15 protein-coding genes are annotated in these 12,440 nt (G+C 68.1%); 9 read left to right on the top strand and 6 right to left on the bottom strand.

The annotated features are described in order from the left end of the window. Positions 1-22: 22 nt before the first annotated feature. Positions 23-361 carry a DUF2069 domain-containing protein gene (locus IWH25_RS17205; protein WP_203386979.1) on the bottom strand — a complete coding sequence of 113 codons (339 nt, stop codon included), beginning with the start codon at positions 359-361 and terminating at the stop codon, positions 23-25. Between the two features lie 97 nt (positions 362-458). On the opposite strand from IWH25_RS17205, the gene IWH25_RS17200 reads away from it, so the two are divergent. Beyond that, positions 459-1,310 (top strand): YihY family inner membrane protein, encoded by an 852-nt coding sequence (locus IWH25_RS17200; protein ID WP_203386978.1) that lies wholly within the window; start codon positions 459-461, stop codon positions 1,308-1,310. A 6-nt stretch (positions 1,311-1,316) separates the two neighbouring features. Here the strand turns inward: IWH25_RS17200 and IWH25_RS17195 are convergent, their stop codons facing one another. Continuing rightward, entirely contained in the window at positions 1,317-2,819 is a 1,503-nt protein-coding gene (locus IWH25_RS17195; protein ID WP_203386977.1) for a hypothetical protein, read from the bottom strand. A gap of 188 nt (positions 2,820-3,007) precedes the next feature. On the opposite strand from IWH25_RS17195, the gene rpsP reads away from it, so the two are divergent. The 4 genes from rpsP (at position 3,008) to rplS (ending at position 4,969) form a co-directional block, all read left to right on the top strand. Continuing rightward, on the top strand, positions 3,008-3,259 hold the full coding sequence (gene rpsP, locus IWH25_RS17190; RefSeq protein ID WP_203386976.1) for a 30S ribosomal protein S16: 252 nt from the start codon (positions 3,008-3,010) through the stop codon (positions 3,257-3,259). Positions 3,260-3,343: 84 nt separating this feature from the next. Next, a complete protein-coding gene (gene rimM / locus IWH25_RS17185) occupies positions 3,344-3,802 on the top strand; it encodes a ribosome maturation factor RimM (RefSeq protein WP_238998946.1) in 459 nt (152 codons plus the stop codon). After that, positions 3,799-4,587 (top strand): tRNA (guanosine(37)-N1)-methyltransferase TrmD, encoded by a 789-nt coding sequence (gene trmD, locus IWH25_RS17180; protein ID WP_275403824.1) that lies wholly within the window; start codon positions 3,799-3,801, stop codon positions 4,585-4,587. Before rimM ends, trmD begins: the two co-directional genes overlap by 4 nt. Before the next feature lies 1 nt (position 4,588). After that, a complete protein-coding gene (rplS, locus tag IWH25_RS17175) occupies positions 4,589-4,969 on the top strand; it encodes a 50S ribosomal protein L19 (RefSeq protein WP_203386975.1) in 381 nt (126 codons plus the stop codon). 95 nt (positions 4,970-5,064) lie between these two features. On the opposite strand, the gene folE2 is transcribed toward rplS, so the two are convergent. The 4 genes from folE2 to IWH25_RS17155 are packed head-to-tail and all read right to left on the bottom strand — an operon-like array spanning position 5,065 to position 8,970. Next, on the bottom strand, positions 5,065-5,871 hold the full coding sequence (folE2, locus tag IWH25_RS17170; RefSeq protein ID WP_203386974.1) for a GTP cyclohydrolase FolE2: 807 nt from the start codon (positions 5,869-5,871) through the stop codon (positions 5,065-5,067). A 37-nt stretch (positions 5,872-5,908) separates the two neighbouring features. Beyond that, complete coding sequence (gene dxs / locus IWH25_RS17165) at positions 5,909-7,765, bottom strand: 1-deoxy-D-xylulose-5-phosphate synthase (RefSeq protein WP_203389297.1); 1,857 nt, start codon at positions 7,763-7,765, stop codon at positions 5,909-5,911. Between the two features lie 51 nt (positions 7,766-7,816). Further along, complete coding sequence (locus IWH25_RS17160) at positions 7,817-8,719, bottom strand: polyprenyl synthetase family protein (RefSeq protein ID WP_203386973.1); 903 nt, start codon at positions 8,717-8,719, stop codon at positions 7,817-7,819. Beyond that, positions 8,716-8,970: an exodeoxyribonuclease VII small subunit gene (locus IWH25_RS17155; RefSeq protein ID WP_203386972.1), complete on the bottom strand. Its 255-nt coding sequence runs from the start codon at positions 8,968-8,970 to the stop codon at positions 8,716-8,718. The genes IWH25_RS17160 and IWH25_RS17155 overlap by 4 nt, the downstream gene beginning before the upstream one ends. Positions 8,971-9,116: 146 nt before the next feature. On the opposite strand from IWH25_RS17155, the gene IWH25_RS17150 reads away from it, so the two are divergent. Genes IWH25_RS17150 through IWH25_RS17135 form a run of 4 tightly spaced genes read left to right on the top strand, consistent with a single transcriptional unit; the run spans position 9,117 to position 12,408 of the window. Then, positions 9,117-10,223 (top strand): aromatic ring-hydroxylating oxygenase subunit alpha, encoded by a 1,107-nt coding sequence (locus tag IWH25_RS17150; RefSeq protein ID WP_203386971.1) that lies wholly within the window; start codon positions 9,117-9,119, stop codon positions 10,221-10,223. A gap of 49 nt (positions 10,224-10,272) precedes the next feature. After that, complete coding sequence (locus IWH25_RS17145; RefSeq protein ID WP_203389296.1) at positions 10,273-11,127, top strand: DMT family transporter; 855 nt, start codon at positions 10,273-10,275, stop codon at positions 11,125-11,127. Between the two features lie 42 nt (positions 11,128-11,169). Next, a complete protein-coding gene (locus IWH25_RS17140; RefSeq protein ID WP_203386970.1) occupies positions 11,170-11,520 on the top strand; it encodes a SpoIIAA family protein in 351 nt (116 codons plus the stop codon). A 51-nt stretch (positions 11,521-11,571) separates the two neighbouring features. Further along, positions 11,572-12,408 (top strand): sulfurtransferase, encoded by an 837-nt coding sequence (locus IWH25_RS17135; RefSeq protein WP_203386969.1) that lies wholly within the window; start codon positions 11,572-11,574, stop codon positions 12,406-12,408. The last annotated feature ends 32 nt before the right edge of the window (positions 12,409-12,440 follow it).

Here is a 12,440-nt window from a genome sequence, read left to right as displayed (position 1 = left end):
CGCCGGGCATGCCCGGCGTTTTTCATTGGCGGCGCGTCTGCCGCACGTAGCTCACTGCCGCGGCGAAGAAGATCGCGGCCAGCGCGATCTCGGCGAGCGCCAGCCAGCGCGCCGGCGGCGCCTCGGTGGTGGTGCGCACGACGCCTTCGGCGAAGTAGAACAGGATCAGCAGCGACGACCATTTGTACGTATAGCGCTTGCCGTGCAGGATGCCGAACAGCGGCAGTAGCAGCGGCAGCACCTTGAAGACCAGCGCCGAGCCGCCGGGGTGGAGCGGGGCGAGGCGCAATTCCCAGGCGAGGCCGAGGAAGATCAGTGCGACCAGGCTGATGCAGGCGGCGAGATAGGCGGTACGACTCATCGGGGTTCGATCAGGAAAACGGTGGCGGGCGGTTCGAGGCCGGCGTGGCGCCGGGGGCAGTCGGCTGGCGTCGACATCCGGCTATTATAGCGACCCTATGGCTGCTTCCCGATCGTTCCTGTTTCCCTTCCTGGTCCGCATCTGCCGCCGCTTCGGCGAGGAGGACTTCGACCAGATCAGCGCCAGCCTGGCGTTCACCACGCTGATCTCGCTGGTGCCGCTGGCGGCGCTGATCCTGGCGATGGTCTCGGCGGTGCCGGCCTTCGCCAGCTTCGTCGACCATGTCGACAAGCTGCTGGTCGCGCACCTGCTGCCGGCCGGATCTGCCGGGCTGATTTCGGGCAAGCTGCTGCAGTTCTCGAAGCGCGCCGCCGAGGTCAGCGCCTTCGGCGTCGCCGTTCTCGTCGTCACCGCCTTCCTGCTGATGAATACCGTCGAGCGCGCCTTCAACCACGTCTGGCGGGTGCGGGCGCCGCGGCCGCTGTGGCATCGTCTCGCGCTCTATGCCATTGTCGTCGTTGTCTGGCCGGTGTTCATCGGCGCCCTGCTGGCGGCGACGTCGTCGGCGCTGACCGCCTCGTTCGGCCTGCTCGGCGAGTTGCGCTGGATGCGGGCGCCGTTGTTCAAGCTGCTGTCGCTGGCGGTGCTGATCCTCTTCTTCGCCTTTCTCTACCACGCGGTGCCGAACGCGCCGGTGCGCTGGCGGCATGCCTTCACCGCCGGCGGCTTCGCCGCGCTCGGCTTCCTGCTGCTGCAGAAGGCCTTCGAGCTCTATCTCGGCTATTTCCCGTCGTACAAGGCGATCTACGGCGCCTTCGCCGCGGTTCCGATCTTCCTGCTCTGGGTGTACCTGTCCTGGGCGGTGGTGCTCGTCGGCGGGCTGGTTGCCGCGACCCTGCCCGAGTTCGCGCCGTCGCCGCCGCGGCATCGCCGCCGCCGTGTGCGCTGAACGGGATCAGGGAGCGGTGTCGGCCTCGATCGCCACGACCTCGACGCTGGCGGTCCGCTCTTCCATCCGCGGCGCCTGCACCTGACGGATCTCGAGGTTGTCGCGCTCGATCACCAGCAGCATCCGCTGCGGCGGCGGCAGCGTCGCGCCGACCGGTGCGATCATCGTCTCGCTCGGGCGCAGCGGCGGCAGCGCGGGCAGCAGCAGTACCGGCTGCTGCCCCGCCTCGACGCCGCGCGCCGGGTTGGCGAGCAGGGCGGGGGTCGCGCGCGTGGCGAGAATCTGCAGCCCGAGCTCGAGATGTTCCGGATTTTCGGAGAGCGCCCAGCGCACGAGGCAGACCTGCCAGTCGTCGATGTTCTCGGTGCGCAGGGCGACCACGTCGCCGGCGGCGAGGCGGCTGGTCTTGCCGGAAACGTGCATGACCGCGTAGCCGTCCGGGCTTTCGTTGGTGACCATCCAGCGGGTGGGCTCGCCGGCCGGCGCCTGCTGTTCGCGGAATAGTTGCCACAGCGCGGGCAGGCCGACGCAGAGCATGGCGCGGTAGTTCTGGCGCCGCCGCGGGAAGCGGCGTTTGCCCGGGTGTCCCCAGTGATGCGCGAGGCGGCGGAGGACGCCGCGGCCGGCCGGGGTGGCGGCCTCCGCCGGCAGGTCGAGATCGGCAACGCGCGCGCCGGCGTCCAGCGCCTCGGCCTGTTCTTCGGCGAGTTGCGCCAGTTGCTCGCAGGCGAAGCACCAGGCGTCGTCCGGCGGCGGCCGCCTGCCGGCGGCGGTCGGCGGCGCATCGCGGCCGAGATCGATCCAGAAGACGCCTTCCGCGCCGGCTGCCTGCGGCTGCGGCAGTGGCGTCGCGCGGCTGGCGAAGCGCCGGATGTAGTCGACGACGAGACCGATCTCGCGCGAGGTGAACGATGCCGGCTGCGCGCAGGCGAGCAGGCAGGCGCGCAGATAGGCGTCACCGATGGTGTCCTCGACATCGCGGATGTGGGTGTCCGTGCACTGCGCCTCGACGGCGATGCGATAAGCCCGGTTGGCCAGCTTCCAGACGTCGGCGCCGTAAGGCGAAGCGGCGTAGTTGCTGATCAGCTGGTGCGTCGCCAGCGCATCGATGGCGCGCCACAGCGTCAGTTCCGGCGGTCGCCGCAAGCCCTTGACGAGGCGTTCGTCGAGCTCGTCGAGCGTTGCCAGATAGTCTTCGGCCACCTTCAGCAGCACCCCCTGCAGTCCGCGCACGGTGTGCCGCACCCGTCGCGACAGCGGCAGCGCGACGCCGACCAGATCCGGCAGCAGCCGCCCGACAGTGCGGTGGGCACGGTCGTAGAGCAGGTCGAGCACCTGGTGTCGCTGATGCGCCGCCGTGCGCGTGTCGCGCAGGGCGGTCAGGTGCGTGTGCAGGGGCGCCAGTTCGTCCTCGGCCTGGTCCGCCGGCGGCGTCGCCAGCCAGTCGAGGATCGCGCGCAGGTCGATCAGGCTGAGGGCGTCGCCGTCGTCGATGCGAAAATCGTTCATTTTGTGCTGTTGTCGGAAGGCGCTGTGATTATAGGAGAGCTTGGGCGCTTCGCCGCCCGGAAACGCAGTCGGCGCCGGGATTTTTTCCGGCCGGCGGCGGCGGGATTTTGCGGGGCTGACTAGGGGATTGTTTTGTCTTGCTTTCTTGCTATAATCTCCCCCTTTTTCTGAATCCGGAAGAGAACACAATGGTTGTGATTCGCCTTGCCCGTGGTGGCGCCAAGAAGCGCCCCTTCTACAACATCGTCGCTGCCGACTCGCGCAACCGTCGCGACGGCCGCTTCATCGAGCGCATCGGCTTCTACAACCCGGTGGCGTCCGGCGCCGAACAGTCGCTGCGCATCGCGACCGATCGCCTGACCTACTGGCAGCAGAACGGCGCCCAGCTGTCGCCGACCGTTGCCCGCCTGGTCAAGCAGTCGGCCAAGGCCGCCGCCTAACCGGGGTAGATTCTGGCTGCCTCGTCCGCCCGGCCTTTCGTCGTCCTCGGCAAGATCGTCGGGGCCTATGGAGTGCAGGGGTGGGTGAGGGTGCATCCCTTCGCCGACGACCCGCACGCCTGGAGCAAGCTTCCGGCGTGGTGGTTGGGGCAGGAGAATGCCCCGTCGGCGGACTGGCGTGAGACGGCGGTGCTGCGCAGCCGGGTGCATCTCGGCGCGCTGGTGGCGCAGCTGGCCGGTGTCGCCGACCGCGACGCCGCCGAGGCGCTGAAGGGAACGCTGGTCGGTGTGCCGCGCGAAGCGCTGCCGCCGGCCGGGAAAGACGAGTATTACTGGGACGACCTGATCGGCCTGGAAGTGGTGAACGTCCGCGGCGAGCGGCTCGGCGAGGTGGACAGCCTGATCGAGACCGGCGCCAACGATGTGTTGTGCGTCCGCGCGGGCGACGGCAGGGAACTGCTGCTGCCCTTCGTCGGTACCGTGGTGCTCGACGTGGATCTGGCGCAGAAGCGCATCCGCGTCGACTGGGAAGCCGACTGGTGAAGCCCTTCGTCGTCGATGCGGTGACCATCTTTCCCGAGATGTTCGCCGCCGTGACCGACTGCGGAGTGACGCGGCGGGCGCTGGAGGACGGCGTCTGGTCGGTCGGGTTCGTGAACCCGCGCGACTTCGTCGAGAACAACTACCGGACGGTGGACGACCGGCCCTACGGCGGCGGCCCCGGCATGGTGATGCTGCCCGAGCCGCTGGCGAAGGCGATCGCTGCGGCGAAGGCGCGGCAGCGCGAGCGCGGCGTGGCGGTGAGCCGCGTCGTCTACCTGTCGCCGCAGGGCAAGCCGCTGACGCACGAGCGCGTGATGCGGCTGGCGCAGGCCGAGGAAGGATTGATCCTCCTCTGTGGGCGCTACGAAGGAATCGACGAGCGACTGATCGAGCGTTGCGTCGACGAGGAAATCTCGATCGGGGATTTCGTGCTCTCCGGAGGCGAGATTCCGGCGATGGCGCTGATCGACGCCGTCGTCAGGCAGTTGCCGGGTGTGCTCAACGATGCGCAGTCGGCGGTAGAGGATTCGTTCGTGTCGGGCCTGCTGGATTGCCCGCACTATACGCGGCCCGAGGAATACGAGGGCTTGCGGGTGCCGGAAGTGCTGTTGTCCGGTCACCACGAGAAGATTCGTCGCTGGCGGCTGAAACAGTCGCTGGGGCGGACCTGGCAGCGGCGGCCGGAGTTGTTGGCCGGACGCCAGCTGTCGAAAGAGGAAACGCAACTCCTGGCGGAATACAAAGCCGAACTGGAGCAATGCGGTCAGGAAAACTTAGGAGCTTAAAATGAATCTGATTCAGCAACTCGAGCAGGAAGAAATCGCCCGCCTCGGCAAGAACGTTCCCGATTTCGCCCCGGGCGACACCGTCGTCGTCCAGGTCAAGGTCAAGGAAGGCAACCGCGAGCGTCTGCAGGCCTACGAAGGCGTCGTCATCGCCAAGCGCAACCGTGGCCTGAACTCCGGCTTCACCGTGCGCAAGATCTCGTCCGGTGAAGGCGTCGAGCGTACCTTCCAGACCTACTCGCCGCTGGTCGCCTCGATCGAGGTCAAGCGCCGCGGCGACGTGCGTCGCGCCAAGCTGTACTACCTCCGCGAGCGTTCCGGCAAGTCGGCGCGCATCAAGGAGAAGCTGGTCAGCCGCAACAAGGGCGACGCGCAGGCGTAAGCCTCCCGTCACCAGCGAAAAAGGCGCCGCGAGGCGCCTTTTTTGTTGCCCTTGCCGGGTCCGGCAAGGGTGGGGAGGGGCGCGGGATCGCGGGATCAGCCCTGCGTCTTGTCGCGCTCGATCAGCGCGTAGGCCGAGTGGTTGTGGATCGATTCGAAGTTTTCCGACTCGATCACGTAGGCCGAGATGCGCTTCTCCGCGTTCAGCCGCGCGGCGACGTCGCGCACCATGTCCTCGACGAACTTCGGATTGTCGTAGGCGCGTTCGGTGACGAACTTCTCGTCCGGGCGCTTGAGCAGGCCGAACAGTTCGCAGGAAGCTTCGGCCTCGACCAGCTCGATGATCTCCTCCAGCCACATGTGCTCGTCGAGGCGGGCGGTGACGGTGACGTGCGAGCGCTGGTTGTGCGCGCCGTATTCGGAAATCTTCTTCGAGCACGGGCACAGGCTGGTCACCGGCACCACCACCTTGACCATGGAGACGACCTCGCCGCTGCAGATCTCGCCGATGAAGGTGACGTCGTAGTCCATCAGGCTCTGCACGCCCGATACCGGTGCCGTCTTGTTCACGAAATACGGGAAGTTCATCTCGATATGGCCGCTCTCGGCTTCCAGCCGTTCGACCATCGAGGCGAGCATTGCCGGGAAGTTCTCGACCGAGATCTCGCGCTCGTGGCTGTTGAGAATCTCGACGAAGCGCGACATGTGCGTGCCCTTGAAGTTGTGCGGCAGGCTGACGTACATGTTGAACACGGCGATCGTGTGCTGGACGCCGCCGGTACGGTCCTGGACCTTGACCGGATGGCGGATCGCCTTGATGCCGACCTTGTTGATGGCGAGCTGGCGGGTGTCGGCCGAGCCCTGGACATCTTCCATGGCGGCGGGGGTTTGCGGTGCGTTCATTGCGGTTCTCTGCTCGGGGCGATTTGTCGTTGGGGCCTCAGGGCTGCTGCGTTCTTGCCCGCACTGCGCGGACGATGCCGTCGCCGTCGAGGCCGAGTTCCGCCAGCAGGCGGGCATGGTCGCCGTGATCGATGAAGCGGTCGGGGAGCCCGAGGCGCAGGAGCGGCGTGCCACTGCCGACTTCCTCCAGGACGCGCGCGATTTCCGAACCGGCGCCACCGATCAAGGCATTTTCTTCGACGCTGACGAGCAGGGAATGTTCCCGCGCCAGCCGCGCGACGAGGTCGCGGTCGATCGGCTTGACGAAGCGCATGTTGGCCACCGTCGCCTCGAGCGCCTCGCCGGCGGCGAGCGCCGGCGCCAGCATGCTGCCGAAGGCGAGCAGCGCGACGCCCTGGCCCTGGCGGCGGATTTCCCCCCGGCCGACAGGCAGCGGTGCGAGGTCGGTGTCGGGCACCGTGCCCATGCCGGCGCCGCGCGGATAGCGCACTGCGCTCGGGCCGTCGAGCGCCAGCGCGGTGGACAGCAGGCGGCGGCATTCGGCCTCGTCGGCCGGCGCCATCACCACCATGTTCGGGATGCAGGTCAGGTAGGAGAGGTCGAAGGTGCCGTGGTGCGTCGGGCCGTCGGCGCCGACCAGGCCGCCGCGGTCGATGGCGAAGAGCACCGGCAGGTTCTGCAGCGCGACGTCGTGTACCAGCTGGTCGTAGGCGCGCTGCAGGAAGGTCGAGTAGATCGCGACGACCGGCTTCAGGCCCTCGCAGGCCAGCCCGGCGGCGAAGGTGACGGCGTGCTGCTCGGCGATGCCGACGTCGTAGTAGCGGTCGGGGAACTGCTCGGCGAAGCGGACCATGCCCGAGCCCTCGCGCATCGCCGGCGTGATGCCGACCAGCCGCGGCTCGGCCGCCGCCATGTCGCAAAGCCAGTCGCCGAAGACCTGCGTGTAGGTCAGCTTCGGCGCCGCCGCCGGCGGCTGGATGCCTACGTCGGGCGCGAACTTGCCGACGCCGTGGTAGAGGATCGGATCGGCCTCGGCCAGCTTGTAGCCCTGGCCCTTCTTGGTGATCACGTGCAGGAACTGCGGCCCCTTCAGGTCGCGCAGGTTCTGCAGCGTCGGGATCAGCGAGTCGAGGTCGTGGCCGTCGATCGGACCGATGTAGTTGAAGCCGAACTCCTCGAACAGCGTGCCCGGCGTCAGCATGCCCTTCATGTGCTCCTCGGCGCGCTTGGCGAACTCCAGCAGCGGCGGCGCGACGCCGAGCACCTTCTCGCCGGCGCGGCGCGCGGCGTTGAAGGTGCGGCCGGAGAACAGCCGCGCCAGGTACTTGTTCAGCGCGCCGACCGGCGGCGAGATCGACATGTCGTTGTCGTTGAGGATGACGAGCAGGTCGGCGTCGGCGACGCCGGCGTTGTTCAGCGCCTCGAAGGCCATGCCGGCGGACATCGCGCCGTCGCCGATCACCGCGACGACCTTGCGCTGCTCGCCCTTCTGCTTGGCGGCCAGCGCCATGCCCAGCGCCGCCGAGATCGAGGTCGACGAGTGGCCGACGCCGAAGGTGTCGTATTCGCTCTCGCTGCGCTTGGGGAAGCCGGAGAGGCCGTCGTGCATGCGCAGCGTCGCCATCTGCGCACGCCGCCCGGTGAGTACCTTGTGCGCGTAGCACTGGTGGCCGACGTCCCACACCAGCCGGTCCTCAGGCGTGTCGAAGACGTAGTGCAGCGCCACCGTCAGCTCGACAGTGCCGAGGTTCGACGAGAAGTGGCCGCCGGTCTTCGCCACCGAGTCGACGAGGAAGCTGCGCAGCTCGTCGGTGAGCTGCGGCAGGTCGCGTCGGTCGAGGCGGCGCAGGTCGGCGGGCGAGGCGATCGTGGAAAGCAGCGTGAAATCGGTCATCGCTTCAGCGTTCATCGTGTCTGCGTCGTGTGGCGGCGGGGGCGGCCGGGGTCAGAACTCCCGCCGCGCTATGAAGGTGGCGAGTTCGGCAAGGCGGCGGCTGCGCTCGCCGAAGACGGCGAGACAGGCCAGGGCATCGGCCTCGAGCTCGGCGGCGAAGCGGCGCGCGCCGTCGAGGCCCATCAGGCTGACGTAGGTCGGTTTGTCGGCGGCGGCGTCCTTGCCTGCCGTCTTGCCCAGCGTCGCGGTGCTCGCAGTGCAGTCGAGGATGTCGTCGACGACCTGGAAGAGCAGTCCGGCGCGCTTCGCGAAGCGGTCCAGCGCATCGCGCTCGGCGTCCGCCAGCGGCGCCCCGCACAAGGCGCCAAGCAGTACCGCGGCGCGGATCAGCGCGCCGGTCTTCAGCGCGTGCATCAGTTCGAGCTCGGGCTGCGTCAGTGCCTTGCCGACCGATTCGAGGTCGATCGCCTGGCCGCCGGCCATGCCGCAGGAGCCGGCGGCGGCGGCGAGCAGGCGCACCATCTCGACGCGGCGGTCGGCGTCGGTCTGCGGTGTCCGCGCTAGCAGCTCGAAGGCCAGCGACTGCAGGCTGTCGCCGACCAGCAGCGCGGTCGGTTCGTCGTACTCGACGTGGCAGGTCGGGCGGCCGCGGCGCAGCACGTCGTCGTCCATGCTCGGCAGGTCGTCGTGCACCAGCGAATAGACGTGGATGCATTCGACCGCGCAGGCGGCGAAGTCGATCGCCTCCGGTGCGGCCGCGGTGATTTCGCCGGCGGCGAAGGCGAGCAACGGGCGCACGCGTTTGCCGCCGCCGAGCGTGCTGTAGCGCATCGCCTGGTGCAGGCGCGCCGGGATCGATTCGGCGGACGGCAGCAGGCGGGACAGCGAGGTTTCGGTGCGCGCCTGGACGGCGGCCATCCACTCGGCAAACGCTTGGCCGGCGGCGATGCTCATGCCGGTTCCCCCTCGCCGTCGAGCGGGCGCAGCGCGCCGTTGTCGAGCACGCGCACCTTTTCCTCGGCGTCGGCGAGCTGGCGCTGGCAGTGTTGCAGCAGCGCGACGCCGCGCCGGTAGGCGGTCAGCGACTCTTCCAGCGGCAGCTGGCCGGCCTCCATCGCGGCGACGAGCGTTTCCAACTCGGCCAGCGCGGCTTCGAACTTGAGTCCGGCGACGCCGGCGTCGGCCGACGGGGTGGTTTTTGCCATGGTGAGGAGATGGGCGGCGAGTGCGCCCGATGATCGAAGAAAACCCCGAAAAATACCGTAAATACGGGCTTTTGGTCAAATTGGACGGCGCGGTACAATCCTTTCTTTACAGGCTTTGATCCGGGGTTTCCCCTGGAGGTTTTGGAATGTCCGACATCGCTTCCGCAGTAAAACTCGCGCCGGCGGCCGCCCAGCTGCCGGTGGACTGGTATTTCGACGAGAGGATCTTCGAACTGGAGAAGAAACTCATCTTCGATGCCGGCCCGGGCTACGTCGGCCACGAACTGATGGTGCCGGAACTCGGCAACTACCGCACGCTGGAGTGGCTGGACCACGCGAGGATGCTGGTCAGGAACGACGACGCGGTGTGGCGGATGTCGAACATCTGCCGTCACCGCCAGGCGATCATGCTGCAGGGCAGCGGCAGCATCGACAAGACCATCGTCTGCCCGATCCATCGCTGGACCTACGACCGCCAGGGCGAGTTGCTGGGGGCGCCGCACTTCCCGCAGAACCCCTGCCTGCACCTCGACAAGCAACGGCTGGAGCGCTGGAACGGCCTGCTCTTCGCCGGCCCGCGCTCGGCCAACGCCGATCTCGGCGGCATGAACATCGCCGGCGACTTCGACTTCTCCGGCTACAAGCTCGACAAGGTCGAGATACACGAGTGCAACTACAACTGGAAGACCTTCATCGAGGTCTATCTGGAGGACTACCATGTCGTTCCCTTCCATCCGGGGCTCGGCAACTTCGTCACCTGCGACGACCTGACCTGGCAGTTCGGTGACTGGTACTCGGTGCAGAGGGTCGGCATCACTACCCTGCAGAAATCCGGCTCGCCGACCTACGCGCGCTGGCAGCAGGCGGTGCGCGATTACTACGGCGAGGACAAGCCGAAGCAGGGCGCGGTGTGGCTCACCTACTACCCGAACATCATGGTCGAGTGGTATCCGCACGTGCTCGTCGTATCGACGCTGATTCCGCGCGACGTCGACCGGACGACCAACGTCGTCGAGTTCTACTACCCCGAGGACATCGCGCTGTTCGAGCGCGAGTTCGTCGAGGCCGAGCAGGCCGCCTACATGGAAACGGCGATCGAGGACGACGACATCGGCGAGCGCATGGACCGCGGCCGGCGCGCGCTGATGAAGGAAGGCCGCAGCGAGGCCGGCCCCTACCAGTCGCCGATGGAGGACGGGATGCGGCATTTCCACGAGTTCTATCGCCGCATCATGGGCGACAGCTTGCGCTGAAGGGGGCCGCGGGAACGCCGGCAGCCGCCGGCGTTCTTCATTGAACGCCATGCAAGCCCTGTGGATGGTCGTCGCCAGCCTGCTCTTCGCCGCCATGGGGGTGTGCGTGAAGCTCGCCGCCGACAACTTTTCGGCGGCGGAGATCGTCTTCTACCGCAGCACCATCTCGCTCGTGCTGATGACCGCGCTGGTGCGCGCGCGCGGCATCGCCTTCGCCACGCCGTACTGGCGGTTGCAGCTTTTTCGCGGCGCCAGCGGCTTCGTCTCTCTGCTGATGTACTTCTATGCGATCGCGATGCTGCCGCTGGCGACCGCGGTGACGCTGAACTACACCTCGCCGCTGTTCCTCGCCGTCTACTTCGCCGCCTTCGCCGGCATGCGCCTGCGCTCGGGGATGGTCGTCGCGCTGGCGATCGGCTTCGTCGGCGTCGTCCTGCTGCTGAAGCCGACGCTCGCCGCCGACCAGTTCGTCGGCGGCCTGATCGCGCTCGGCTCCGGGGTCATCTCCGGGCTCGCCTACTTCAACGTGCGCGAACTCGGTGCGCGCGGCGAGCCGGAGGCGCGCACGGTGTTCTACTTCTCGCTGTTCGCCACCGTCTGCAGCGCGCTGTGGATGCTGGCCTACGAGTTCCATCCGGTCGACCTGCGCGGCGGGCTGCTGCTCTTGGGCGTCGGCGGCTTCGCGACGCTCGCGCAGCTGTGCATGACGCGGGCCTACAAGCGCGGCAAGCCGATCGTCGCCGCCAGCCTGGCCTACAGCGCGATCGTCTTCGCTAGCCTGTTCGGCATGGCGATCTGGGGCGATACGATGTCGGCCGACGCCTGGCTGGGCATCGCGCTGATCGTCGCCAGCGGCATCGCGGCGACGCGCGTTTCGCGCGCCAATCCCGCCGAACAGGATTAAACTGGACGCACAGGCACAACAACAACGCTACGGAGTCCGATCATGATCGTCACCGATCACCAGCCGCACCGCGTCAGCGTCGCCGTCTATGGCGAGTTCACGCTTGCCGACTACAAGGAGTTCGAGGAACTGGTCAATTTCAAGGTCAAGTTCGAGGGGCCGGTCGACCTGCTCTTCGACCTGCGCGAGATGGCCGACTTCACGCTCGACGTCGCGTGGGAGGAGCTCAAGTTCTCGCGCACGCACGCCAACGACTTCAACCGCATCGCCGTCGTCACCGACAGCCAGTGGCTGACCTGGGCGGCCTGGCTGTCGCAGATCTTCGTCAACGCCGAGATGCAGATCTTCAGCGACGCCGACGAAGCCGCCGGCTGGCTCGGCGCCGCCGCTTGAGCGATGCGTAATTCGCATCGCGAAGAAGTCCTTTTGGGGGGCGCCTGATCGATGACGTACACGACCCTCGTCGATGGCGCGACGCTGCAGCGCTACCTCGGCGACCCCGGCTGGTGCGTCGTCGACCTGCGCCACCAGCTGGCCGACCCCGGCTACGGCGAGCGCGCCTATGCCGCGGCGCACCTGCCCGGCGCCGTCTTCCTGCACCTCGACCGCGACCTCTCCGGTCCGCTGACCGGGAAGAACGGCCGCCATCCACTGCCCGATCCGCAGCGCCTGATCGCCCGCCTCGGCGAGCTCGGCATCGGCAACGACACGCAGGTCGTGGTCTACGACGACGCGCAGGGCATGATCGCCGGCCGCCTGTGGTGGCTGCTGCGCTGGCTCGGCCACGACCGGGTCGCCTTCCTCGACGGCGGCTTCGCGCTGTGGCAGGCGGAAGGGCGGCCGTTGACGGCGGAGGCGCCGGCGCGGCCGCCGGCCGTTTTCAGCGGCCGCGTGCAGGGCGGCACCGTCGATGCCGACTGGCTGCTGGCGCACCTCGGTGCGCCGGACCTGTGCCTGATCGACGCGCGCGGGCCGGACCGCTTCCGCGGCGAGAACGAAACGATCGATCCGGTCGGCGGCCATATCCCCGGCGCGCGCAACCGCTTCTTCAAGGACAACCTCGAGGCCGACGGCCGCTTCAAGCCGGCGGCGCTGCTGCGCTCGGAGTACCTCGCGCTGCTCGCCGGCAACGCGCCGGACCAGGTGGTCATGCAGTGCGGCTCCGGCGTCTCCGCCTGCCTCAACCTGCTGGCGATGGAAATCGCCGGCCTGCACGGCGCAAAGCTCTATCCCGGTTCGTGGAGCGAGTGGTGCAGCGACCCGGCGCGGCCGGTGGCCTGACCCCGGCGCGCGCGTCCGGCGCCGCGGATTGA

It is taken from the genome of Azospira restricta, assembly GCF_016858125.1.
Taxonomy (GTDB): Bacteria; Pseudomonadota; Gammaproteobacteria; order Burkholderiales; family Rhodocyclaceae; genus Proximibacter; species Proximibacter restrictus.
Note: the sequence above shows the minus strand (reverse complement) of the source record. Positions and strands in the feature narration are given on the sequence as shown.